The 22461-nt window shown below is 68.4% G+C and carries 24 protein-coding genes; 8 read left to right on the top strand and 16 right to left on the bottom strand.

Annotated elements, in window-relative coordinates; genetic code table 11:
• Window positions 1-10 precede the first annotated feature (10 nt).
• Entirely contained in the window at window positions 11-2689 is a 2679-nt protein-coding gene (ppdK, locus tag O9344_RS14760; protein ID WP_298478803.1) for a pyruvate, phosphate dikinase, read from the bottom strand.
• Window positions 2690-2897: 208 nt separating this feature from the next.
• Between ppdK and O9344_RS14755 the strand changes: the two genes are divergently transcribed.
• Window positions 2898-3482: a glycosyltransferase gene (locus O9344_RS14755; RefSeq protein ID WP_298478800.1), complete on the top strand. Its 585-nt coding sequence runs from the start codon at window positions 2898-2900 to the stop codon at window positions 3480-3482.
• Between the two features lie 5 nt (window positions 3483-3487).
• On the opposite strand, the gene O9344_RS14750 is transcribed toward O9344_RS14755, so the two are convergent.
• On the bottom strand, window positions 3488-4030 hold the full coding sequence (locus tag O9344_RS14750; RefSeq protein WP_298478797.1) for an SRPBCC family protein: 543 nt from the start codon (window positions 4028-4030) through the stop codon (window positions 3488-3490).
• Window positions 4027-4386, bottom strand: coding sequence for a metalloregulator ArsR/SmtB family transcription factor (locus O9344_RS14745; protein WP_298478795.1), 360 nt, complete (start codon window positions 4384-4386; stop codon window positions 4027-4029). Before O9344_RS14745 ends, O9344_RS14750 begins: the two co-directional genes overlap by 4 nt.
• A gap of 168 nt (window positions 4387-4554) precedes the next feature.
• Here O9344_RS14745 and O9344_RS14740 point away from each other — a divergent pair, with 168 nt between their 5' ends.
• From O9344_RS14740 to O9344_RS14725, 4 genes are all read left to right on the top strand, one after another.
• Window positions 4555-5700, top strand: a complete 1146-nt coding sequence (locus O9344_RS14740; protein ID WP_298478792.1) for a DUF2336 domain-containing protein — start codon at window positions 4555-4557, stop codon at window positions 5698-5700.
• A 56-nt stretch (window positions 5701-5756) separates the two neighbouring features.
• On the top strand, window positions 5757-6131 hold the full coding sequence (locus O9344_RS14735; RefSeq protein WP_298478790.1) for a DUF423 domain-containing protein: 375 nt from the start codon (window positions 5757-5759) through the stop codon (window positions 6129-6131).
• Window positions 6132-6312: 181 nt separating this feature from the next.
• The gene (locus tag O9344_RS14730) at window positions 6313-7476 is read left to right on the top strand and encodes an MFS transporter (RefSeq protein ID WP_298478839.1); all 1164 of its coding nucleotides are present in this window, start codon (window positions 6313-6315) and stop codon (window positions 7474-7476) included.
• Window positions 7477-7527: 51 nt separating this feature from the next.
• Window positions 7528-8130 (top strand): hypothetical protein, encoded by a 603-nt coding sequence (locus tag O9344_RS14725; protein WP_298478787.1) that lies wholly within the window; start codon window positions 7528-7530, stop codon window positions 8128-8130.
• A 20-nt stretch (window positions 8131-8150) separates the two neighbouring features.
• On the opposite strand, the gene O9344_RS14720 is transcribed toward O9344_RS14725, so the two are convergent.
• The 11 genes from O9344_RS14720 to O9344_RS14670 all read right to left on the bottom strand — a co-directional run bounded on the left by O9344_RS14720 (window position 8151) and on the right by O9344_RS14670 (window position 17469).
• Window positions 8151-9125, bottom strand: coding sequence for a type II secretion system F family protein (locus O9344_RS14720; RefSeq protein ID WP_298478784.1), 975 nt, complete (start codon window positions 9123-9125; stop codon window positions 8151-8153).
• A gap of 13 nt (window positions 9126-9138) precedes the next feature.
• Window positions 9139-10122, bottom strand: a complete 984-nt coding sequence (locus O9344_RS14715) for a type II secretion system F family protein (protein ID WP_298478836.1) — start codon at window positions 10120-10122, stop codon at window positions 9139-9141.
• A gap of 7 nt (window positions 10123-10129) precedes the next feature.
• Window positions 10130-11605 carry a CpaF family protein gene (locus tag O9344_RS14710; protein ID WP_298478781.1) on the bottom strand — a complete coding sequence of 492 codons (1476 nt, stop codon included), beginning with the start codon at window positions 11603-11605 and terminating at the stop codon, window positions 10130-10132.
• A gap of 27 nt (window positions 11606-11632) precedes the next feature.
• A complete protein-coding gene (locus O9344_RS14705) occupies window positions 11633-12889 on the bottom strand; it encodes a CpaE family protein (RefSeq protein WP_298478778.1) in 1257 nt (418 codons plus the stop codon).
• Between the two features lie 16 nt (window positions 12890-12905).
• A complete protein-coding gene (locus O9344_RS14700) occupies window positions 12906-13346 on the bottom strand; it encodes a CpaD family pilus assembly lipoprotein (protein WP_273512105.1) in 441 nt (146 codons plus the stop codon).
• A 28-nt stretch (window positions 13347-13374) separates the two neighbouring features.
• The gene (locus O9344_RS14695; protein ID WP_298478775.1) at window positions 13375-14814 is read right to left on the bottom strand and encodes a type II and III secretion system protein family protein; all 1440 of its coding nucleotides are present in this window, start codon (window positions 14812-14814) and stop codon (window positions 13375-13377) included.
• 32 nt (window positions 14815-14846) lie between these two features.
• A complete protein-coding gene (cpaB, locus tag O9344_RS14690) occupies window positions 14847-15698 on the bottom strand; it encodes a Flp pilus assembly protein CpaB (RefSeq protein WP_298478772.1) in 852 nt (283 codons plus the stop codon).
• 135 nt (window positions 15699-15833) lie between these two features.
• Window positions 15834-16340: a prepilin peptidase gene (locus O9344_RS14685; RefSeq protein ID WP_298478769.1), complete on the bottom strand. Its 507-nt coding sequence runs from the start codon at window positions 16338-16340 to the stop codon at window positions 15834-15836.
• Window positions 16341-16383: 43 nt separating this feature from the next.
• Window positions 16384-16575 carry a hypothetical protein gene (locus tag O9344_RS14680; RefSeq protein ID WP_298478766.1) on the bottom strand — a complete coding sequence of 64 codons (192 nt, stop codon included), beginning with the start codon at window positions 16573-16575 and terminating at the stop codon, window positions 16384-16386.
• Between the two features lie 69 nt (window positions 16576-16644).
• Complete coding sequence (locus O9344_RS14675) at window positions 16645-16809, bottom strand: Flp family type IVb pilin (RefSeq protein WP_108179216.1); 165 nt, start codon at window positions 16807-16809, stop codon at window positions 16645-16647.
• Window positions 16810-17304: 495 nt separating this feature from the next.
• Complete coding sequence (locus tag O9344_RS14670) at window positions 17305-17469, bottom strand: Flp family type IVb pilin (protein WP_273512101.1); 165 nt, start codon at window positions 17467-17469, stop codon at window positions 17305-17307.
• 369 nt (window positions 17470-17838) lie between these two features.
• Between O9344_RS14670 and O9344_RS14665 the strand changes: the two genes are divergently transcribed.
• The 3 genes from O9344_RS14665 to O9344_RS14655 all read left to right on the top strand — a co-directional run bounded on the left by O9344_RS14665 (window position 17839) and on the right by O9344_RS14655 (window position 19630).
• Window positions 17839-18312, top strand: a complete 474-nt coding sequence (locus O9344_RS14665; RefSeq protein WP_298478755.1) for a pilus assembly protein N-terminal domain-containing protein — start codon at window positions 17839-17841, stop codon at window positions 18310-18312.
• Window positions 18313-18425: 113 nt separating this feature from the next.
• A complete protein-coding gene (locus O9344_RS14660) occupies window positions 18426-19019 on the top strand; it encodes a TadE/TadG family type IV pilus assembly protein (protein ID WP_363321942.1) in 594 nt (197 codons plus the stop codon).
• Window positions 19020-19030: 11 nt separating this feature from the next.
• On the top strand, window positions 19031-19630 hold the full coding sequence (locus O9344_RS14655; protein WP_298478752.1) for a TadE/TadG family type IV pilus assembly protein: 600 nt from the start codon (window positions 19031-19033) through the stop codon (window positions 19628-19630).
• Window position 19631: 1 nt separating this feature from the next.
• Here O9344_RS14655 and O9344_RS14650 read toward each other — a convergent pair whose 3' ends face one another.
• A complete protein-coding gene (locus tag O9344_RS14650) occupies window positions 19632-20873 on the bottom strand; it encodes a TIGR03862 family flavoprotein (protein WP_298478749.1) in 1242 nt (413 codons plus the stop codon).
• A complete protein-coding gene (gene glpD / locus O9344_RS14645) occupies window positions 20870-22369 on the bottom strand; it encodes a glycerol-3-phosphate dehydrogenase (RefSeq protein ID WP_298478746.1) in 1500 nt (499 codons plus the stop codon). Before glpD ends, O9344_RS14650 begins: the two co-directional genes overlap by 4 nt.
• Window positions 22370-22461: the final 92 nt, after the last annotated feature.

The raw sequence follows: 22461 nt of genomic DNA, 5'->3' as shown, positions 1-22461 counted from the left end.
GAGGAATGGATCAGGCCTGGCTCGCCGCCGCCTTGCCAAGCGCCGCCTGGGCGGCCGCGAGGCGGGCGATGGGCACGCGGAAGGGCGAGCAGGAGACGTAGTCGAGCCCGACCTTCTCGCAGAAGTGGATCGAGGCCGGGTCGCCGCCATGCTCGCCGCATATGCCGAGCTTGATGTCGGGACGGGTCTTGCGGCCGCGCTCGGCGGCGATGGAGACGAGCTCGCCGACGCCGTCCTGGTCGAGGGAGACGAAGGGATCGATCTCGATGATGCCCTTGGCGAGATAGGGATTGAGGAAGCTCGCGGCGTCGTCGCGCGAGATGCCGAAGGTGGTCTGCGTCAGGTCATTGGTGCCGAAGGAGAAGAACTCGGCGGATTCGGCGATCTTGCCTGCCTGCAGCGCGGCGCGGGGCAGTTCGATCATGGTGCCGACGATGTAGTCGAGGCTGGCGCCGGTCTCCTTCATGACGGCCTCCGCCATGGCGACGATGCGCGCCTTGACCAGATCCAGCTCGGTCTTGGTGGCGACGAGCGGCACCATGACCTCGGGGACGACGGGCCGGCCGCTCTTCTGGCCGGCGATCACCGCCGCCTCGAAAATGGCGCGGGCCTGCATCTCGGCGATCTCGGGATAGGCCACGGCGAGGCGGCAGCCGCGGAAGCCGAGCATCGGGTTGACCTCGTGCAGTTCCTCGGCCCGAGCCTTCAGCTTGCGCGGATCGGCACCCATGGCGGCCGCGACCTCGGCGATCTCGGCGTCGGTGTGGGGCAGGAACTCGTGCAGCGGCGGATCGAGCAGGCGGATGGTCACGGGAAGGCCGGCCATGATCTCGAAGAGCTCGACGAAGTCCGAGCGCTGCATGGGCAGCAGCTTGGCGAGGGCCGCGCGGCGGCCCTTCTCGTCGTCGGCGAGGATCATCTCGCGCACCGCGACGATGCGCTCCTCGTCGAAGAACATGTGCTCGGTGCGGCAGAGGCCGATGCCCTCGGCGCCGAAGGTCACGGCGACACGCGCATCCGCCGGCGTTTCGGCATTGGTACGCACCTTCAGGCGGCGCACCTTGTCGGCCCAGCCCATCAGGGTGGCGAACTCGCCGGAGAGCTCGGGCTGGAGCATGGCGACCTCGCCGAGGAGGACCTGGCCGGTGGAGCCGTCGATGGTGACGACGTCGCCCTTCTTCAGCACCTTGCCGGCGACCGTCATGGTCTGGCTGGCATAGTCGACGCGCAGCGAGCCGGCACCGGAGACGCAGGGCTTGCCCATGCCGCGGGCGACAACGGCCGCGTGGCTGGTCATGCCACCGCGGGTGGTGAGGATGCCCTCGGCGGCATGCATGCCGTGGATGTCCTCGGGGCTGGTCTCGACGCGCACCAGGATGACCTTGTGGCCGCCGGCCTTCAGCGCCTCGGCCTCGTCGGAATTGAAGACAATCTCGCCCTGGGCGGCGCCCGGGGAGGCCGGCAGGCCGGTGGCGAGCACGCGCCGCTCGGCCTTGGGGTCGATGGTCGGGTGAAGGAGCTGATCGAGGGAGGCCGGCTCGACGCGGGCAACCGCTTCCTCGCGGGTGAGCAGGCCCTCGTTGGCGAGGTCGACGGCGATCTTGAGGCTCGCCTTGGCCGTGCGCTTGCCGTTGCGGGTCTGCAGCATCCACAGCTTGCCGCGCTCGACGGTGAACTCGAGGTCCTGCATGTCGCGGTAATGCTTCTCAAGCGTCGCGGCGACGGCGATGAACTGCTCGTAGACCTCGGGGAGCGCCTTCTCCATCGACGGCTTGTCGGAGCCGGCGGCGATGCGCGCGACCTCGGTGATGTTCTGCGGCGTGCGGATGCCGGCCACCACGTCCTCGCCCTGGGCGTTGATGAGGAACTCGCCGTAGAGCTCCTTGGCGCCGGTCGAGGGGTTGCGGGTGAAGGCAACGCCGGTGGCCGAGGTCTCGCCCATATTGCCGAAGACCATGGCCTGGACGTTGACCGCCGTGCCCCAGCTCTCGGGGATGGCATGGAGGCGGCGATAGGTGATGGCGCGCTGGTTCATCCAGGACGAGAACACCGCGCCGACGGCGCCCCAGAGCTGCTCGCGCGGATCCTGCGGGAAGGGCTTGCCGGTCTCTTCCTCGACGCGGCGCTTATACTCGCCGACCAGGTGCTTCCAGTCATCGGCCGAGAGGTCGGTGTCGAGGGTCAGGCCCTTGCGCTCCTTGTAGACCTCGAGGATCTCCTCGAAATTGTGGTGGTCCACCTCGAGCACGACGTTCGAGTACATCTGGATGAAGCGGCGGTAGCTGTCATAGGCGAAGCGCTCGTCGCCGGAGCCCTTGGCGAGGGCCGCAACGGTGACGTCATTGAGGCCGAGGTTGAGGATCGTGTCCATCATGCCGGGCATGGAGGCGCGGGCGCCGGAGCGCACCGAGACCAGCAGCGGGTTCGCCGCATCACCGAAGACCTTGCCGGTGAGCTTGCCGATCTGGGCAAGGCCGGTCTCGACCTGGGCCGCCAGCTCGGCCGGATAGGAGCGGCCATTGGCGTAGTACCAGGTGCAGACTTCGGTGGTGATGGTGAAGCCGGGAGGCACGGGCAGGCCCATGTTCGACATCTCGGCGAGGTTGGCCCCCTTGCCACCGAGAAGGTCGCGCATGCTCGACTGTCCCTCGGCCTTGCCGTCGCCGAAGGTGTAGACCCACTGTGCCATGGTCGATGTCCCGATCCCGTCACGCTGTCGCCCGGGAGCGTTCAGCCCCCGATGCTGCGGCGCGTCTCTTTAGGCGCTTTCGCGGCGCCATATCAACAGCGGCCGGATTCAGCAACGCCACCGGGCCTTTTCATGACGGCCGGATGAAGGCTGGATGAATGCAGCGCGGAACGGTAATATTGCGCTGCAACAGGAATGTTCCCCGCCCGTGATCACCGTCATCATCCCCACTCTCGACGATGAACGCCGTCTGGTGCCGACGCTCGCCTCGCTGGTATCTGGGGCGGCGGACGGTCTGATCGTCGAGGCCATCGTCGCCGATGGCGGCTCGCGCGATGGCACCGAGACGGTGGCGGACGTGGCCGGATGCCGGTTCATCCGCGGCGATGCCGATGCGGGAGCGCGGCTCGCCGCGGCGGCCGCCGGCGCCAAGGCGCCGTGGCTGCTGTTCCTGCCGCCGGGCGTGGTGCTGGACGAGGGGTGGATCCGCGACGTGCGCGCCTTCCTCGACCAGGTCACGCGGCGCGGCGAGAGCGACCGACGCGCCGCCATCTTCGCCCTCGGAACCGACGATTACGGCATGGCTGCCGCCCTGCGGCAGACGCGGGCCCGGCTCGGCCTGTGGCTCGGTCGCGGCGCCGATCCCGACCAGGGGCTGCTGATCTCCGCCGGCCATTACCGGGCGTTGGGCGGCCATGGCGCCGGGGCGGGCACGGCGAGCCGCCTGACCCGGCGGCTCGGCGCCACGCGCATCGTCACCCTGCGCAGCCGGGCGACCGCGATCCGGTTCTAGCGGCGTCAGTCCGGCAGGCGGGCGGCGTAATCGTCCTTGAGCCGCTTCCAGCTCGACCAGAACGAAGGCAGCGGCGCCTCGGCGAGGCGGGCCGCGAGCACGTCCAGATGAATGTGCCAGCCGGCGGAGACGCTGAGCATGGCGTCGCGTTCGGCGAGACGGCGATGGGTGACGGTGAGAAGCGTGCCGCCCTCGCTGGGCGTCAGGTCGAAGGCGACGCTGCCGCCGGCCGTGCCCCAGCTGAAGACGAGGCGGACCGGCGGCCTGACCTCCAAGATCCGGCTCTCCATCCGGTGCTCGGCCGGGAAACCATCGGGCCGCGGATCGCTCGGCGTGCTCAGGGAATCGTTGCGCCAGACCAGTTCGAAACCAGCGCCTTGCGTCAGGTCCATCACGCCGTCGGCCAGCCAGCGGCGGCGCAGCTCCGCCTCCGTCAGATAGGCCCAGACCCGCTCCACCGGCGCCGGCAGCAGCCGGCGGATGGTGAGGGTCGCTGGCTCGGTCACGGCGGCATAGGCGTCCGGGGCGGCGGTGGTGGTGCTGGTCATGGCGTGTCTCCATTTGGCGGGGTTTGCGGGATCTCCTGCCGCAACAGGTCTTCGAGGATGGCGAGGCGGCCGTTCCAGAACCGCTCGTAGAAGCCGATCCAGGCATGGGCGCTGGCGAGCGGCCCGGGCGCGAGGCGGCACAGATGGGTGCGGCCGCGGATCTCGCGGCTCACCAGCCCCGCCGCCTCCAGGACGCGGATGTGCTTGGACGCGGCGGCCAGCGACATGGCGCAGGGCGCCGCAAGGTCGCCGACGCTGCACGCGCCCTCGGCCAGCTGCCGCAGCATGGCGCGGCGGGTGCGGTCGCCGAGGGCGTGGAAGACGGCATCGAGATCGGGGTGCTTTTGTTCAACCATGTGGTTGAATATTCGCCCGCCCACCGATTGAGTCAACCATATGGTTTAATGTTTGGATGAACCGATCCCTGACGAGGACCAGACAATCATACGACCCACGATCGCATTTACCCAACGTTATCGATCGCGGCGGCATGGTTGTACCTCCCGATCCCCCAAGGGGTTTGCATGCTGCCCTCGCTCGAAAATCCCGTCGAACAGGTCCTCGCCGCGGTGGAGCAGCTGCCGCCGCTGGCGCAGCAGGCCCTGGTCACCGGCATCCTCGGCCAGTTCGGGCCCGACCGTCCGCGCCCCTCCCCGAAAGCCCAGGAACGCCTCGACCGCATCGTGGCGCATCTCCTGCCGCCCATGCCGATCGACAAGCGGGTCTATTTCGCCCGCGCCTTCGGTGCCCTCGACCTCGACCTGCCGCGTACCTTCGGCGTCATCGACAAGGATGCCGAGCTCGTCGCCGAGATCTCGCTCGGCCATGCGACGCCCGACGCCTCCACCATCGCCAATCTCGGCAAGCAGCGCCGCTTCATCGACACGCGCATCATGGCCGAGCGCGAGGACCTGACGCCGGAGGCTGCCGATGCGCTGGCCGATGCCGGCGACGCGCGCACCGTGCGCAGCCTCGCCTCGAATCGCTATGTCACCCTGTCGCGCAAGGCCTTCTCGCGCCTCGTCACCCGCGCCTCCCATGACCTGCCCCTGCAGATCCAGCTGTGCAACCGGCCCGAACTCGAGGCCGAGGACGCCCGACGCCTCGCCCTCGTCGTCCCCGACCACCTCAAGGCGACGCTCTACGAGCGGCTTGACCAAGAGGCCGTGAGGGAGGCCCAGCGCATCGCCTCCGAGGCGATCCCGGACAAGATCCGCCGGATGCGCCTGCATCAGGACTGCAAGGACAGCGCCCATGACGTGCGGCGCGACGTGAAGACCGGCACGCGCTCGCTGGCCGAGGCCATGACCGTCTTCGCCGCCACCGACCAGGTGATCCCGGCGGTGGAACTGCTCGGCGAGACGCTCGGCATCCCGCGCGACGTGCTCATCGCGGCGCTGGCGCGCGGCAAGGTTGAGCCCTTCGAGGCCATGGCCAAGGCCGTGGCGCTGGATGAGAACATCTTCGTCTCGCTGGTCTCGTCCTTCTGCCGGCGCTGGCGGCGGCCCGCGCCCGATCCCCGCGCGCTGCTCCGGCGCTACCGGACGCTGACCGAGAAGCAGATCGAGGCCGAATTGATCGCGCTGCGCCAGGGGCCGGGCAAGTCGGCCTTCATCCGGCCGGCGCCGCCGCTCCCCATGCCCATGCCCGCCGTCGTCCCGGTGGATTGACGCGCTCGCGCCGGCCTGCGACGTGACGGTCTCATCCGTCCGACAGCAGGCCCGCCATGACCGCCACCCGTCTCCTCGTCCTCTGCGCCGGCCTCATGGGCGCGGCCGGCGTCGGCCTCGCCGCCATGGCAAGCCATGCCTATGCCGGCACCAGCCTGCAGGTCGCCGCCTCCATGCTGTCGCTGCAGGCCCCCGCCGTGCTCGCCATCGCTCTCGGCCGCAAGACGGGACTGCTGCACGACGCCATCGCCCGCATCGCCGCCTGGGCGCTGGTTGTGGGAACGGTGCTCTTCGCTGGCGATCTCGCCATGCGCACCTTCACCGGCCATGCGCTCTTCCCCATGGCGGCGCCGGTCGGCGGCATGGCGATGATCGGCGCCTGGCTCGGCGCGGCCCTCGCAGGCGCGCTCGGCGGTCGTCAGTCCGGCTGAGGCGAGACCTCGCGCCACTGCACATCGGTTGCGCAGCGCCGCCGCTGTCGTGGGCAGCGGCAGGGTGATAGCGTCCGCCTCCCCCCTCCTGCCGGCAGGTCGTCGCTCCGTGTCTTCCGCTCCCTCGCCCGACCAGGCCCCCGCCTCCGCCCTCGATAGCCGGCCGGCCTGGATCCGCCTGATGATCGCCCTGGCGCTCGGCACGATCGGCGGCGTCGGCATGTGGTCGGTGGTGGTGGTCATGCCGGCGGTGCAGGCGGATTTCGGCACGGGCCGTGGCGCCGCCTCCCTGCCCTACACGTTGGCCATGCTGGGCTTTGCCGGCGGCGGCGTGCTGATGGGCCGGCTGTCCGACCGCTACGGCATCATGGCGCCGGTGATCGGCGGCAGCCTGCTGCTCGGCACCGGCTATCTCGTCGCCGGCCTTGCCCCGTCGATCTGGGTCTTCGCCCTCGCCCATGGCCTGCTCATCGGCCTCGGCTCGGCGGCGGTGTTCGGGCCGCTGCTCGCCCATGTCTCGTTCTGGTTCGACCGCCGCCGGGGGATCGCGGTGGCCATCGCCGCCTCCGGCAATTATCTCGCCGGCGCGGTCTGGCCGCAGGTGGTGCGCTTCGCCCTCGACGCCGTGGGCTGGCGGATGACCCACATCATCATCGCCGCCACGACGGTGACACTGATGGTGCCGCTCGCCCTGCTGCTGCGGCAGAAGCCACCGGCCGCGCTGGCCGCCGGCACGGGCCTCGCCCGCAGCGCCTCGCCGGCGGCGCTTGGCCTCTCGCCCAATGTGCTGATGGTGCTGCTCGCCATCGCCGGCATCGCCTGCTGCGTCGCCATGTCGATGCCGCAGGTGCATATCGTCGCCTATTGCGCCGACCTCGGTTACGGCGTCGCCCGCGGCTCTGAGATGCTGTCGCTGATGCTCGCCTTCGGCATCATCAGCCGCGTCGCCTCCGGTTTCGTCGCCGACCGGATCGGCGGGCTCTCGACCCTGCTGCTGGGCTCGACCCTGCAGGGCGCCGCGCTCTTGCTCTTCCTCACCTCGGACGCGCTGACGCCGCTCTATATCTTCTCGATCCTGTTCGGCCTGTTCCAGGGCGGCATCGTGCCAAGCTACGCCATCATCGTGCGCGAATATTTCTCCCCGGCCGAGGCGGGCACAAGGGTCGGCATTGCGCTGATGGCGACGCTGCTCGGCATGGCCTTCGGCGGCTGGATCTCTGGCGTCATCTATGACCTGACGCGCTCCTACCAGGCTGCCTTCGTCAACGGCATCTTGTGGAACCTCGTCAACCTCGCCATCGTTGGATGGCTTCTGATGCGGCGCGAGAAACTGGCGCGGGCCTGACACCCGGGCCCCGCGCGCAGCGTTGGGCGGCGCCGGCGACGGGAGCGTTCCATGGACCACAAGGCTCGGATCGGTCTCGACGTCCACGACGTCAAGCAGCTCTTCTCGACCTTCGACCCGTCGCCCTTCCACGAGTTCAGCTTGAACTCGACGGCGGCGCAGTACATTTCCTCGCAGGCCTGGTACGCGCCGCGCAAGGCGGACCTTGTCATCGCCCTGAGCATTCGCGGCAAGCCCGCCTCGGCGGAGGCGGTGGCGCGGCTGCAGGAGGTGGTGCGCGCCCATTTCACCCGCCTCGCCTCCAGCGAGGACCAGAACCTTCACCAGCTCCTGCGCACCGGCGTCGCCTCGCTCGCCATCGGCCTGTGCGTGCTCGCCTTCTGCACGGTGCTGTCACGCGGCGTCGATGCCTCGTCGCTGCCGGACGGCTGGCGCGAGGGGCTTCGCGACGGCATCTCGGTCTTCGGCTGGGTCGCGAACTGGCGACCCGCCCAGATCCTTTTCTACGACTGGTGGCCGGTGCGACGGGTGCGCAACCTCTATCGCCGGCTGGCGGAAGCCAGCGTTGTGGCCGGCGTGCCGGGCAAGCGGACCGCGGAGGCTGACGAGGTCGCCCCCCTCGACACGATGCCGATCGAGGCGGGGCCGACCTAAGGCGGGGCCGACCTGAAGCGTCAGTTGGCGCCGGTGAGGCGGATCGCCGCCGGGCCCATGATGACGACGAAGAGGCACGGCAGGAAGAAGACGATCATCGGCACGGTGAGCTTCGGCGGCAGCGCGGCCGCCTTCTTCTCGGCCTCGGACATGCGCATGTCGCGGTTTTCCTGGGCCATGACGCGCAGGGTGTTGGCCAGCGGCGTGCCGTAGCGCTCGGCCTGGATGAGGGCCATGGTGACCGCACGCACGCCATCGAGATCGGTGCGCTTGGCAAGGTTCTCGTAGGCCATGCGCCGGTCCTGCAGATAGCTCAGTTCGGCGGTGGTGAGGGCCAGTTCCTCGGCGAGCTCGATGGACTGCGTGCCGATCTCGACGCCGACGCGCTTGAACGCCATCTCGATGGACATGCCGCTCTCGACGCAGATCAGCAGCAGGTCGAGGGCGTCGGGGAAGGCGCGGCGGATGGAAAGCTTGCGCTTGTCGATCTTGTTCTTGAGGAACAGCATCGGCAGCTGCAGGCCGATATAGGCCGCAAAGAGCGACAGCAGCACCCGAACGACCGCCGGCTGGCCCATGTCGTTGACGGCGAAGAGATAGACGAGCGCTGCCAGCACCGTGACGATGGGCACGATGAGGCGGAACAGCAGGAAGATGATGTAGGGCGCCTGGCCGCGATAGCCGGCCTGGACGAGCTTCTCGCGCGCCTCTTCCTGGGCGAGGTGCTTGCCGAGCTGCAGGCCGTCGACGATGCGCTTCATCCAGGCCTTGGGCGTATGTCGCACCGAAATCCGCTCGCCACCGGCCAGGCGCGCGCGCTCACGCTCGCGGATGCGGCTTCGCTCGACCGAGACGGCCTTCATGCGCTTGTTGAGGTTGTCGCCGGCAATAAGCGGCATTGCGAAGGTCAGCACCGTCGCGAAGACCGCGATGGCGATGAGCATCTGCACGATGAAATCGCGGTCGTGGAGCTTCTCGATGACGAGCTTCAGCATGGCTTCCGCCCCTCTAGAAGTCGAAATTGATCATCTTGCGCATGACCATCACGCCCGTGAACATCCAGAACAGGCAGACGGCCAGCAGCAGGCGACCCATGTCCGTCGACCACAGCAGTGAGATGTATTGCGGCGTCGACAGGTAGACGAAGAACATCACGGCGGGCGGCAGCGAGGCGATGATGGCGGCGGAGGACTTGGCCTCCTGCGACAGGGCGACGATCTTCGCCTTCATCTTCTTGCGGTCACGCAGCACCTTGGAGAGGTTGCTGAGGGTCTCGGAAAGGTTGCCGCCCGCCTTTTGCTGGATCGAGACGACGATGCAGAAGAAGTTGGCTTCGGCGACGGGCATGCGCTCGTAGAGCTTCAACACCGCCTCGTGGAGCGGGATGCCGAGGGCCGTCTGCTCGATGATGTGGCGGAACTCGGTCCGCACCGGCTCCTGCGACTCGGTCGCCACGATGCGCAGGCAGTCGCCGAGCGGCAGGCCAGCCTTGACGCCGCGGACGATGACATCGACCGAGTTGGCGAGCTCGTTGAGGAAGGCCATCATGCGGCGCTTCTTCTTGAAATTCAGGAACCACTGGGGAAAGCCGAGGCCAAAGGCGACGGCAAAGGCCGCCGGCATGTAGAGCGGCATCCCCATGAAGACCGGGATGAGCGCGCCGACGAGGGCAAGCACCGCCGAGAAGATATAGAACTGGCGCGTGGTCCAGGTCAGGCCGGCCTGCGAAATACGGATGTTGAGCGGTGGCTTGGCCGAGTTCTTCTGCTTGCGCTCCAGCTCCTTCAGCGTGTCCTCGACGCTGACGCGCTTGGCGCTCGCCTCCTCGGCCTTGCTGGGGGCGCGGGTGGGGCGGGCGAGCGTGCCGGCGACGGCGTCGCGGCGGGCCTCGGCCTTCACCTCGCCGGAGAGGAAGGGATAGATCAGCGCATAGGCGAGGCCGCCGGCGCTGATGGTGGCCAGGGCGAAAACGGCGAGGGTGTCGAGCGGGATCATCGCCTCACCTCATCGGCTCGCCGGCATCGGCAGCATCGAGGGCCGCGGCCAGGCGCTTGTCCTCGTTGTAGTAGCGGGCGCGATCCCAGAACTTCGGCCGGCCGATGCCGGTGGAACGGTGACGGCCGACGATCTTGCCGTGTTCGTCCTCGCCCAGCATCTCGTAGACGAAGAGATCCTGGGTGATCGGCGTGTCGCCTTCGAGGCCGAGCACCTCGGTGATGTGGGTGATGCGGCGGGAACCATCGCGCAGGCGGGCGGCCTGGACGATGACGTCGACCGAGCCGACGATGATCTCACGCACCGTCTTGGCGGGAAGCGAATAGCCGCCCATGGCGATCATCGATTCCATACGCGACAGGCATTCACGCGGGGAGTTGGCGTGGATCGTGCCCATCGAGCCGTCGTGGCCGGTGTTCATGGCCTGGAGGAGGTCGAACACCTCCGGGCCGCGGACCTCGCCGACGATGATGCGTTCGGGACGCATACGCAGGCAGTTCTTGACGAGGTCGGTCATGGTGACGCGACCCTCGCCCTCGAGGTTGGGCGGACGGGTTTCGAGGCGCACCACGTGGGGCTGCTGCAGCTGGAGCTCCGCGGCGTCCTCGCAGGTGATGATGCGCTCGTCGGAATCGATGTAGCGCGTCAGGCAGTTCAGCAGCGTCGTCTTGCCGGAACCGGTACCGCCGGAGACGACGACGTTGCAGCGGACGCGGCCGATGATGCGCAGGATTTCGGCGCCCTCGGGCGAGATGGAGCCGAACTTCACCAGCTGCTCGAGGGTGAGCTTGTCCTTCTTGAACTTACGGATGGTGAGCGCGGCGCCGTCGATGGCCAGCGGCGGGGCGATGACGTTGACGCGGGAGCCGTCGGGCAGGCGCGCGTCGCAGATGGGCGAGGATTCATCGACGCGGCGGCCGACCTGGCTGACGATGCGCTGGCAGATGTTCATCAGCTGCGCACCGTCGCGGAAGCGCACGCCGGTCTTGGAGATCTTGCCGTTGACCTCGATGTAGACCGTGCTGGGGCCGTTCACCATGATGTCGGCGATGTCGTCGCGGGCGAGCAGCGGCTCGAGCGGACCATAGCCGAGAACGTCGTTGCAGATGTCCTCGAGCAGGTCCTCCTGCTCGGCGATGGACATCACGATGTTCTTGATCGTGATGATTTCGTTGACGATGTCGCGGATTTCCTCGCGCGCCGATTGGGCGTCGAGCTTGGCGAGCTGGGAGAGGTCGATGGCCTCGATGAGGGCGCCGAAGACCTGGCTCTTGGTCTCGTAGAAGCTGGACGAGCGCTGGCGGTCCTCCGACGGCGCCGACGGCGCGAGGGGCGGCGAGGACACCGAGGGAACGCGCGCCGGCTCAGGCGAACGGGCGACGGGCGCCGCGGCCGGCGGCGGCGCGCGGTCAAGCGTCGGCGCCCCAGGAGAGGGGGAGCGCCCGATGCCGGAACCTGAATTGCCGCGTTTGCCGAACATGCTGCCTCGATCGTCCTCGGTTTACCGTCAGGCCTTCTTGCGAAGCTGGCCGAGCTTCTCCAGGAGTGGCGAGAGCGGGCCCAAGAGGCCGGCCTTGGCCTTGCGGGTGTCGTGACGGCCGGTCACGGCGAGGGCCAGGTCGGTGAATTGCATGGCGATGCGATGGCCCGGCTCCATCTCGGCGATCATCTGGCCGTTATTGGCGGCCGTGCCGAAAAGCTGGGGCTCGAAGGGGATCACCGCGATGGGTTCGGCCTCAAGGGCCTTGGCGAAGTCGGCCGGCTTGATCTCCGGCCGCTTGGCGACGCCGATCTGGTTGAGGACGTAGCGCGGCGGCGTGTCGTTGGGACGGGACGCCCGCAGCAGGTCCATCAGGTTCTTGGCGTTGCGCAGGTTGGCAAGGTCAGGGGTTGCGACAATCAGGATCTCGTCGGCGGTGACAAGGGCGCGCTTGGTCCAGCCGGTCCAGGTGTGCGGCAGGTCGAGCACGATGGAGGGCATCGTCGCCTTGAGGATGTCGAGGAGCGGGTCGAAGGCCTCGGGGCCGAGGTCGCTGACCCGGTCGAGCGTCGCGGGAGCAGCGAGCAGCGACAGGTTGTCGGCGCAGCGCGACAGCAGGCGGTCGATGAAGGCGGTATCGACGCGGTCAGGCGAGAAGATCGCGTCGGCGATGCCCTGCGGCGGGTCTTGGTTGAAGTCCAGGCCACCGGTGCCGAAGGCGAGGTCCATGTCGGCGATGCAGGTGTCGGTGCCGATGTCGCGCGATATGGCCCAGGCGAGGTTGTGGGCAATGGTGGAGGCGCCGACGCCGCCCTTGGCGCCGATGATCGCGATGCTGCGGCCGACGGGCTTCGCGCCCTCGGCGGCGTAGAGGCTGGAGACCGCGCGGATGATGGCGATGACGCCGACCGGGCCGATGAGATATTCGCTGACGCCGCGCGCCATCAGCTCGCGGTAGAGCAGGATGTCATTGACCTGGCCGACGACGATCACCTTGGTGGTCGCGTCGCAGACCTCGGCGAGCTCGTCGAGATGGCCGAGAATCTCGCCCTTGCGGCCGGTGGTCTCGAGGATGACGACGTTGGGCGTCGGCGCCGAGCGATAAGCCTCCACCGCGCCTGGGGCGCCGCCCATTTGCACGCGCACATGCGCCTTGTCCATGCGCCGGTCCTCGGCGGCATCGGCGATGACCGAGGCGAGCTCGGCCGTCTCGCAGAAGGCCTGGAGGGAGATGCGCGGCACCGGTGCGATCTGCTCGTCGCCGGCCTCTGCATGCGGGGTCACGTCGTCTTGCACGGGCTCAGCCTCCGCCCCTGACCGCGCTCTTGATATCGGTGAGCGGCTGCATCGGGGTATGAACGGTGTGCGGACCGGGCGCCACGGCGCGGCGGTAGCGATCGATCGCCGTCTGGCGGCGCGCCGCATCCGACTGGGTCTCGGCGCGCGGATGCAGCAGATCGTTCGGATTGGCGACGATGGCGGCCAGATTGTGCTGGGTTGCGCAGCCGTGGTTCCAGTTCGGGCGGTTCTCGATGTTCGGATTGCCCGGGGCGGGACCGAGATCCTCCGGCCACTGACCGCACTGCGAGGCGACATAGGCACCCTGCGGCGAGACGATGATCGGATGGCGGACGCGATAGTCCGAGGGCGGCGGCTCCTGGCGCGCCGTCATGGACTGGCAGCCTCCCAGGGCGACGGCGAGGCCCACCAGGGTCAGCCGGGCGGCGGTGGCGAGGGACATGGGCGAACCCTTCTGGATGGATGGCCGGTCAGTCACGGTTGAACCCCACGGGGCCGTTGAAGCGACCACGATGGGCCGGCGGCTGGCCCGAGCCGTAGATGCGGTTGAGGCGGCCGATGAGGATGCCGGCAGGATCGGAGGCGTCCCGCAGGTTGTCATCGGGACGGGCGAGCTGGTTGGCCGAGGCCGGGCGGACGATGTAGGGCGTCACCATGACCACGAGCTCGGTCTGGCCGCGCTGGTAGTCGCGCGAGCGGAACAGCGCGCCGAGCACCGGCACGTTGAGGAGGCCGGGGGTGCCGGAGATGTTCTGGCGGGTCTGCTCCTGGAGGAGGCCGGCCATGACCATCGTGCCGCCCGAGGGCAGCTCGATCGTCGTGTCGGCGCGGCGGGTACGCAGGCCGCGGACCGTGACGTTGGAGAGCTGGACGGTGAGCTGGTTGTCGATCTCACTCACCTCGACGCCGACACGCAGGCTGATTCGGCCCTCAGACAGGACAATCGGGGTGAAGGCCAGGCCGATACCGAAGGGCTTGAACTCGATGGTGACATTGCCGGTGAGGTCGCGGCCGGTCGGCACCGGGAACTCGCCACCGGCGAGGAACTTCGCCTGTTCGCCGGAGATCGCCGTCAGCGTCGGCTCGGCGAGCGTGCGCACGAGACCGTGCTCCTCGAAGGCGCGGATGGTCGAGGTGAAGACGTTGTTGCCGACGCGGGTGCCGACGACGCCCGAATTGGCGGGCGCGGTGCCGGTGGCGTTGTAGCTGCCGGAGGTGAGGAGGCCATAGACGAAGCCGCCGGCATTGCCGAGGTTGCCCGAGGCGCCGGTGAGGGTCGAGGTCGGGTCGAAGGCCGCGAGGTTGACGCCGAGCTGCTTGATGGCGGTGCGCTGCACCTCGGAGACGGTGACCTTCAGGTGGACCTGGTCGCGGCCGCGGATGGCGATGGCGTTGACCACCTTCTTCTCGTCGCCGACGAGCTTGGTGGCGATGTCGATGGCCTGCTGCGCCTCAAGCGGGGTGGCGACCGAGCCGGAGACCACGACGCTGTCATTGACCGAGCGGACCTCGATATCGCCATGCGGCAGGGCGGAGCGCAGCGTCTGGCGCAGGCCGACGAGGTCGCGGCCGACCTCGATGTCGTAGGCGGCGATCTGCCGGCCCTCGGCATCGAGGAAGAAGACGTTGGTCTGGCCGACGGCGACGCCGATAAGGAAGGCGCGGCGCGCCGAGCGGACGACGGCATTGGCGATGGCCGGATTGGCGACGATGACGTCGCGGGCGTCACGCGGCAGCTCCACGGGGAGCGACTTGCCGACGCCCAGCGTGATGGGGCTGGCGCCGGCGGTCAGCGGCCGCTGCTGGCGCACCGCCGTGCTCTGCTGGGCGGCGACAGGCGGTGCCAGCGCCGCCACGGCGACGAGCGCGGCGACGAGGATCATGCCCGCCTTGGGCCACATGCTGGACATCGGGAGCCTGGTTTTCGGGAACGTCATGGTCCTCACTCCGGTCCCTGCCCGCCGCCGGCGGAACGCACGCCGTGGCGGACGATGGTGATGTGGCCTTCGCCGTTGCCGAACAGCGCCTCGCCATTGCCGGCGCCTTCGCCGGCAAGGTTGGAGGCGGAGGCATCGGCGAGGCTGCGCAGGGACAGCGACAGCGTGCCGAGTTCACGGGCGAGGGCCAGGGTCTCGGCCTGGGCCGGGGTCAGTTCGAGGGTGGCGGTGCGGCCGACGATGGTCTTCTCGCCACCGCGCTCCTCGACGGTCTGGTCGACGGCGAGCACGCGGACGTTGCGCAGCACGGTCGAGGTCGAATGGGTGATGCCCTCGGCCTGGGCCGCCTGGTTGTTGATGCGGCGGGCGAGGATCACGTCGACGCGGTCGTTCGGCAGGATGAAGGCGCCGGCGCCGCGGGAGGGATCGTCGATGGGGGCAGCAATGGCGCGCATGCCCGGGGTCAGGATCGCCGACATGAAGCCGCGGTTGCCCTTGACGATGCGGGCGGGGCGGATGGGCTCGCCGGTGGCGAAGGTGGTGCGGACGATGGAGCCGATCACCTCGTCGAGCGACTTCTCGCCCGTTTCGCCGGTGCGACGCACGACGAAGCTGCCGGTGCCGGCCTCCTCGGGCCAGCGCCGCCAGGAGACGTCGGAGGGCAGGATGATCTTGCCGAGCGGCAGGTCGGCGGCGGCGACGAGAACCTCGACGGTGGCGATCTGCGGCGCGGGAGCGGCCACCTGGGGCTGGGCGACGGGCTCGGGACCGCGGCGGTCGGGCATCAACAGCATGGCGACGCCGCCGGAGACCAGCGCGACGGCGATGACGACTATCTGTGCAGGCTTCAGACGCATCCCACGGACCCTCGACGCGGACGGGGCGCAACTCGCCTCGTCACCTGCCGGATTCGATCAGGGAAAGGTCAACTTATGGTTAATCGGGAATGAGCGAATTGACTTAACGAGAGGTCAATATCGCAAATCGCCTCCTCAATGGAGCGCGCCGGTCATCCAGAAGCTCGAAGGATAGAGGATGAGCCCGGCCGCGGCGAGCGCGATTCCGTAGGGGATGCCGGTCTTCTCGTCGGTGATCCGGGCGTACCAGCCCTCGCGCATGAGGAAGGGCGGATGCAGCGGCGCGCCGCGCAGCGCCAGCAGTCCGAGGGTCAGCACGCCGCCGAAGAGCGAGGCCCAGATGGCGTAGTCGAGCAGTTGCGACCAGCCGAGCCACAGCGCCGTCGATGCGGCGAGCTTGGCGTCGCCACCACCCATCCAGCCGAATGCGAAGCAGATGAAACCGATGGAGAGAACAAGGAAGCCGGCGGCCACGTGCATGCCGATGGTCGGCCAGCTCATGCCGGTGACGATGGCGAGGACCATGAAGCCGGCAACCAGGATCAGCGAGACCCGGTTCGAGATGGTCATGGTGAAGAGGTCGCTCGCCGCGGCGAAGGCCATCATCGCGGGGAAAACGAGCAGGATGGCGAACTCGAACATGACGTCCTCCGGAAGTGATGGAGATGATCGCCCGGGACCGGTTTCAGGACAGTGAATGCGCCAGCACCACGAGGGCTGTGCCGATGGCCGTCAGGAGGACGACGGCGACGAGGTGGGCGTCACGCCGCGCCTCGGTCAGGAGGGTGGTGGTCAATGCGAGGCCCGTTGCGAGGCCCGCGGCGCTGGTGCGCCCGGCGCGCCTGCCCGTCGGTTCCTGTCCAGAGCCGATGGCCATGACCGCTCCCCTGAAAACGCTGGTGGCCCGCTGTGAGCGGGCCACCGAGATCGCGGATGGTGTCCGCGATCACTTCATGGCGGTGTTGATGTTGGTGAAGGTGGTGTTGACCTTCGAACCGAGGTTGTAGACGGCGGTGATAACGACGGCGGCGATGCCGGCGGCGATCAGGCCGTACTCGATGGCGGTGGCGCCCGAGTTGTCACGGGCGAAGCGAGCGAAGAGGGTCTTCATGGGATTGACTCCTGGTGTCCACGTTGCGCCTTGCGGGCGCTGTCCGCCGGCCAATTTGTTTTGACACGTTCGAACTGGATGGACCCTAGCAAGCACCTCTTGTCCGTTCGTTAAATCGACGTCGAGAAATGCCTGATTTCCCACATGTCTAGAACGTGGTTAAATACACCTTTCGGCATGTAAAACGTAGTTTCTTTGGCGCTAATATCGTGATCATCGGCATTAAGCATCTCTTTCTTTCATTGATAAGCGGCTTCTTTGCCGACCTTCCGTTGGGTTATTCGGGAATTTCCCCAAGCAGAGCTGGTGGGATCATCGCGACCTCGACCTGATCGGAGGAAGAGGGGGATGGCCGTGGCCACGACTATCCTCTGCCGGAGGCGGCTGGCTTCCGTGACGGACCGACAACAGTGTCATCGCTTGTCCCAAAAACGACAGGACCGGCCGCGCGCCCGCGCCGGCCGGTCCCTGAAGACAGCAGAAGATAGACCCCGATCACTTCATGGCGACATCGATCGCCGTGAACTTCGCGGTGATGTTGCTGCCGAGGCTGTAGACGGCGCCGATAACCACGGCGGCGATGCCGGCGGCGATCAGACCGTATTCGATGGCAGTGGCGCCCGATCGATCTTGGGCGAAGCGGGCAATGAGGCTCTTCATCCAACAGCTCCTGGTCATTTGGCAAGAAGCGGCGCCCCGCGCCGCATCACCGGCGGACTCCATCGCGCCGTTGACGCACCTGTCGTAACGACGACATCTTGCGGACTAATTACGCAGCGTCATTCAATTCTTCTCTGATTTCGTTGAGAGATGTCCGACAACTTTTCCGGAATTCTCGGAGACTCCTTCTTCATTGCCGGTTCGGGAGGCGCCGTGCGAAGCGAAGCGAGAATTGGCAATTCGTTCACCATTTTCTGGTGGAGTGCGACGCAGACAGGTTCGTCTCCCCGTGCGAGAGCTTCGATGACAACGCCTCACAGGTTTCAGGGCTGGACACGCGCGCCGCGGCTCGCCGCAGCGTTCGCCGCCATGACCCTGATCGCCGCGCCGATGGCCGCCACCGCCGAGACGCAGCTCGCCGGCGCGCCGGCCGACCTCGCCGCCGCCATGGCCCAGGGCATGACCGTCACCATGGACCAGGCGCGCGTCATGCGCCTGCCCCCGCTCGTATCGACCCTCGTCATCGGCAATCCGCTCATCGCCGATGCCACGGTCCAGCGCGGCGGCATCATGGTGCTCACGGGAAAGAGCGTCGGCTCGACCAATCTCATTGCCCTCGATGCGCGCGGCGAGCAGCTGATGACGCTTCAGGTACGCGTGCGCGCGCAGAATGATTCCGTCGTGCAGGTCTATCGCGGCGTCGACCGCGAGACCTATTCCTGCTCGCCGACCTGCGAGCGCACCATCGCGGTGGGCGACGCCAAGGCCTTCTTCGAGACGGCACTTGGCAATTCCCGCTCGCGCGACGGCGCTGCCTCGGCGGGCACGGCCGCACCGCGTTAGACGCGTTTATCGGGCAAATCGCCGCCGCTCCCGCAAGGGTTCGTCAACGGGTTTCCCCATAGAAAGGTGATTGCGGGGCCGCGCGTCTGCGCCCGGCGCGAACGGAGTTGGCCATGTCCGGCTGTGTCGAGGGTTCGGGAACGGGTGAAGCTGGGATGCCGCGGCAGGAGGCCAAGCCCCGCCCGCGTGTTCGCCGCCTCACCATTCTGCCGCGCTTCCGCAAGAACGAAGAGGGCGTCGCGGCGGTCGAATTCGCGCTTGTCGCCGGGCCCTTCCTCTTCCTGCTCTTCGCCATCATTGAATTTGCCATGGTCTTCTTCGCCAGCCAGGTGCTGGAGACGGCCACCGCCAGCGCCTCGCGCCTCATCATGACCGGCCAGGCCCAGACGCGGAACTTCGACCAGGCGGCCTTCAAGAACGAGATCTGCACCAAGGCCAGCGCGCTGATGAACTGCGCCGGCATCGCCGTGGACGTGCGCACCTATACGAGCTTCGGCTCCGCGACGTCCTCGAAGCCGGTCACCTCCGGCGCGGTGAACTATTCCGGCATGACCTACAGCCAGGGCACGGGTGGCGACATCGTGGTGGTGCGTGCCGTCTACGAATGGCCGGTGCTCATGCCGACCTTCGGCCTCACCATCGGCGACCTGTCCAACGGCAAGCGCCTGCTGATGGCGACGGCCGCCTTCCGCAACGAGCCGTTCTGAGGGGGGATCGCATGGCCTTCGCACGACGCCTGATCGTCCTGGCGCTTCGCCCGGTTCGCGCAGCTCGGGGCCTTGTCCGCGACAAACGCGGCGTCTCAGCCGTCGAGTTCGCCCTTGTCCTGCCGCTGATGGTGACGCTGTTCCTCGCAACCGTCGAGACGACGCAGGGCCTTCAGGCCGACCGCAAGGTGTCGCTCGCCGCCCGCGCCCTGTCCGATCTCGCCTCGCAGGCGACGACCATCGCCGATGCCGACATGAGCAACATCCTTGACGCCACGGCGGATGTGATCGCACCGTTCAACGTGTCGAACGCCCAGATGGTGGTGACGGGAATCCAGACCGACATCCTTGGCGTATCCCGCGCGGTGTGGAGCGATGCGCGCAACGCCACGCGCTACAGCTGCGGCCAGGTCATGACCATTCCGAACGAGCTGAAGCCGACGCTCGGCACGACGGGTTTCCTCGTCCTCGCCGAGGTCAAGTACAGCTACACACCGACAGTCGCCTACCTGATCTCCGGGTCTCTGCTGCTCTCCGACCGGCTCTACACCCGCCCGCGCATCGGCGAGACGGTGACACGCACCCCCAAGCAGGGCACCACCTGCATCTGACCTACCAGGCCGGCGGCGGCGCCTCCGCCATTGCCAGGCCAAGCCGGGCCGCCATGCCGCGCGCCGCGGCTGCGGCCGTGGCGAAGGTCGCCTGAAGCAGGTAGCCGCCGGTCGGCGCATCCCAGTCCAGCATCTCCCCGGCGGCGAAAAGGCCGGGATGACCGGCGATCTCGAAGGTCTCGCCGATGACGGCGCGATCCATGCCGCCGGCGGAGGAGATCGCCCGTTCCAGCGGCCGCATGGCCGCCACCGGCAGGGCAAGACCCTTGATGGCGGCGGCAAGCGTCGCGGGATCACGCGACAGCGGCCCGCCCCGGCCCTCGCGCAGGATGGCGGCGGCGACGGGGGCTAGCCCGCCCTGCTTCTTCAGGACGTTGGACAGGGAATCGCCGGACCGGCCCCGGGCCAGCCGCGATGCGAGTTCGGGCGCGGCGAGGTCTGGCTTGAGATCGACGGTGAGGCTGGCCTTCCCCGCGGCGACGGCCGCGCGAAGGGCCGCGGACAGCGCATAGATGGCGCCGCCCTCCAGCCCTGTGGCGGTGACCATGGCCTCGCCGCGCACACGCGTATCGCCGATCGACAGTGTGATCGCCTTCAGCGGCGTGCCGGCAAAACGGTCCGCGAAGCCGGCCGACCAGGCGATGTCGATGCCGGTGTTGGAGGCAACGAGCGGCCGGACGGGGATGCCCCGTGCCGCCAGGATGCCGGTCCAGGCGCCGTCCGAGCCCATGCGCGGCCAGCTTGCCCCGCCGAGCGCCAGCAGGGCGACGTCGTGGGCCGGCGCGACCGGGCCGTCCGGCCCTTCGAAGATCAGGCGCCCGTCATCGGCGAAGCCGACGAAGCGATGCTGGCTGCGCAGCGTCACGCCGAGGCTGGCAAGGCGCGTGAGCCAGGCGCGCAGCAGCGGCGAGGCCTTGAAGGCCTCGGGGAAGACCCGGCCCGATGAGCCGACGAAGGTCGGCTGGCCCAGATCGGCCGCAAAGGCCCGGAGCGCCGATGGCGGGAAGGCGTCGATGGCCGCGCGCACCTGCGCCGGCAGGTCGGGATAGCGGGAGAGGAAGGCCTCGCGCGGCTCGCTGTGGGTGAGATTGAGGCCGCCGCGACCCGCAAGCAGGAACTTGCGGGCGGGCGAGGCCATGCGGTCATAGATCGTGACCTCGGCACCCGCCTCTGCGAGACGGCCGGCAGCGAAGAGGCCGGCGGGGCCGGCGCCGGCGATGACGACGCGCGGCCGCTCCGTCATGCGCCGAGATAGGCGGCGACGGCGGCGCGCTCCGCCTCCGTCAGGTGCAGGCCGAGCTTGGAGCGGCGCCAGAGCACGTCCTCCGCCGTCTCGGCCCATTCCTCGCGGCGCAGCCAGGAGAGTTCAGCTTCGGTCAGCCCACCGCCGAAATCGCGGCCGAGATCGCCCATCGTCGTCGCGCCATCGAGGATGCGGCGGGCATGGGTGCCATAGGAGGCGGCGAGCCGCGACGCCAGGTCCGGCGTCAGGAAGGGGTGGCTGCGCCACAGGCTCTCGGCGAGCGAGACCGGTCCCTCCGGCGAGAAATCGCCTCCGGGAAGTGGTGCCGTAGCGGTCCAGCTTGTCTTGCCCGCGAGCACCGGAAGGTCCGGGGTGAGCTCGGCCAGCGCGCTGATGGCGAGCCGGCGATAGGTGGTGATCTTGCCGCCGAAGACCGAGAGCAGCGGCGGCTCTGCCCCGCCGCCATCCTTGTGCAGCACGTAGTCGCGCGTTGCCTCCTGTGCGGCGGAGGCGCCGTCGTCATAGAGCGGGCGCACGCCCGAATAGGTCCAGACGACGTCGGCCGGCGCGATGGGGGCGCGGAAATATTCGCTCGCGGCGGAGCAGAGATAGTCGATCTCCGCCGGCGTGATCCGCACCGCGCCGGGATCGCCCTGGTAGTCCTGGTCGGTCGTGCCGATCAGCGTGAACTCGCGCTCATAGGGAATGGCGAAAATGATGCGGTTGTCGGCGTTCTGGAAGATATAGGCGCGGTCGTGGTCGTAGAGCTTGCGGACCACGATGTGCGAACCCTGGACGAGGCGCACGCGGGCCGGCGGTTTGGTCTTCGCGGCACCGGTGAGGAAGCTCTCGACCCAGGGACCGGCGGCATTGACCAGCGCCTTTGCCAGGACGGTTTCGCGCGCGCCGGTGCGCACGTCCTCCACGGTGACGCGCCAGCGAGCCCCGTCCCGCTCGGCGGCGACGGCGCGGGTGCGGGTGCGGATCAAGGCGCCGCGCGCGGCAGCATCACGGGCGTTCAGCACCACGAGGCGGGCATCGTCGACGCGGCAGTCCGAATATTCGAAGGCTTTTCCGTAGCCGGCTTTCAGAGGCTGGCCCGTCACGTCGGTGGTGAGGTCGAGGGTCTTGGTCGGCCAGAGGCGCTTGCGGCCGCCGAGATGGTCATAGAGGAAGAGGCCGAGGCGGAGCATCCAGGCGGGACGCAGGCCCTCATGGTGCGGCAGGACGAAACGCAGCGGGCGGATGATGTGGGGCGCAATGCCCCAGAGCACCTCACGCTCGATCAGCGCCTCGCGCACGAGGCGGAACTCGTAATGCTCGAGATAGCGCAGGCCGCCATGGATGAGCTTGGTCGACCAGGACGACGTGGCGCTGGCGAGGTCGTCCTGCTCGACGAGCATGACAGAGGCGCCGCGCCCCGCCGCATCGCGCGCGATACCCGCGCCATTGATGCCGCCGCCGACCACAAAGAGGTCGAATTCCCGCTCCGTCATGCCCTTCCCCGCGCGCTCCGCGTCAAGGCCCCCGTCTGACGCCTTTTGCCTTCCGCCGCAAGGGCGGGCGATGCCATGATGGGGGCAAAGAG

Source organism: Phreatobacter sp. (assembly GCF_027532945.1).
Lineage (GTDB): Bacteria > Pseudomonadota > Alphaproteobacteria > Rhizobiales > Phreatobacteraceae > Phreatobacter.
The sequence above is the reverse complement of the archived record's forward strand: the minus strand, read 5'-3'. Positions and strand labels throughout refer to the sequence as shown.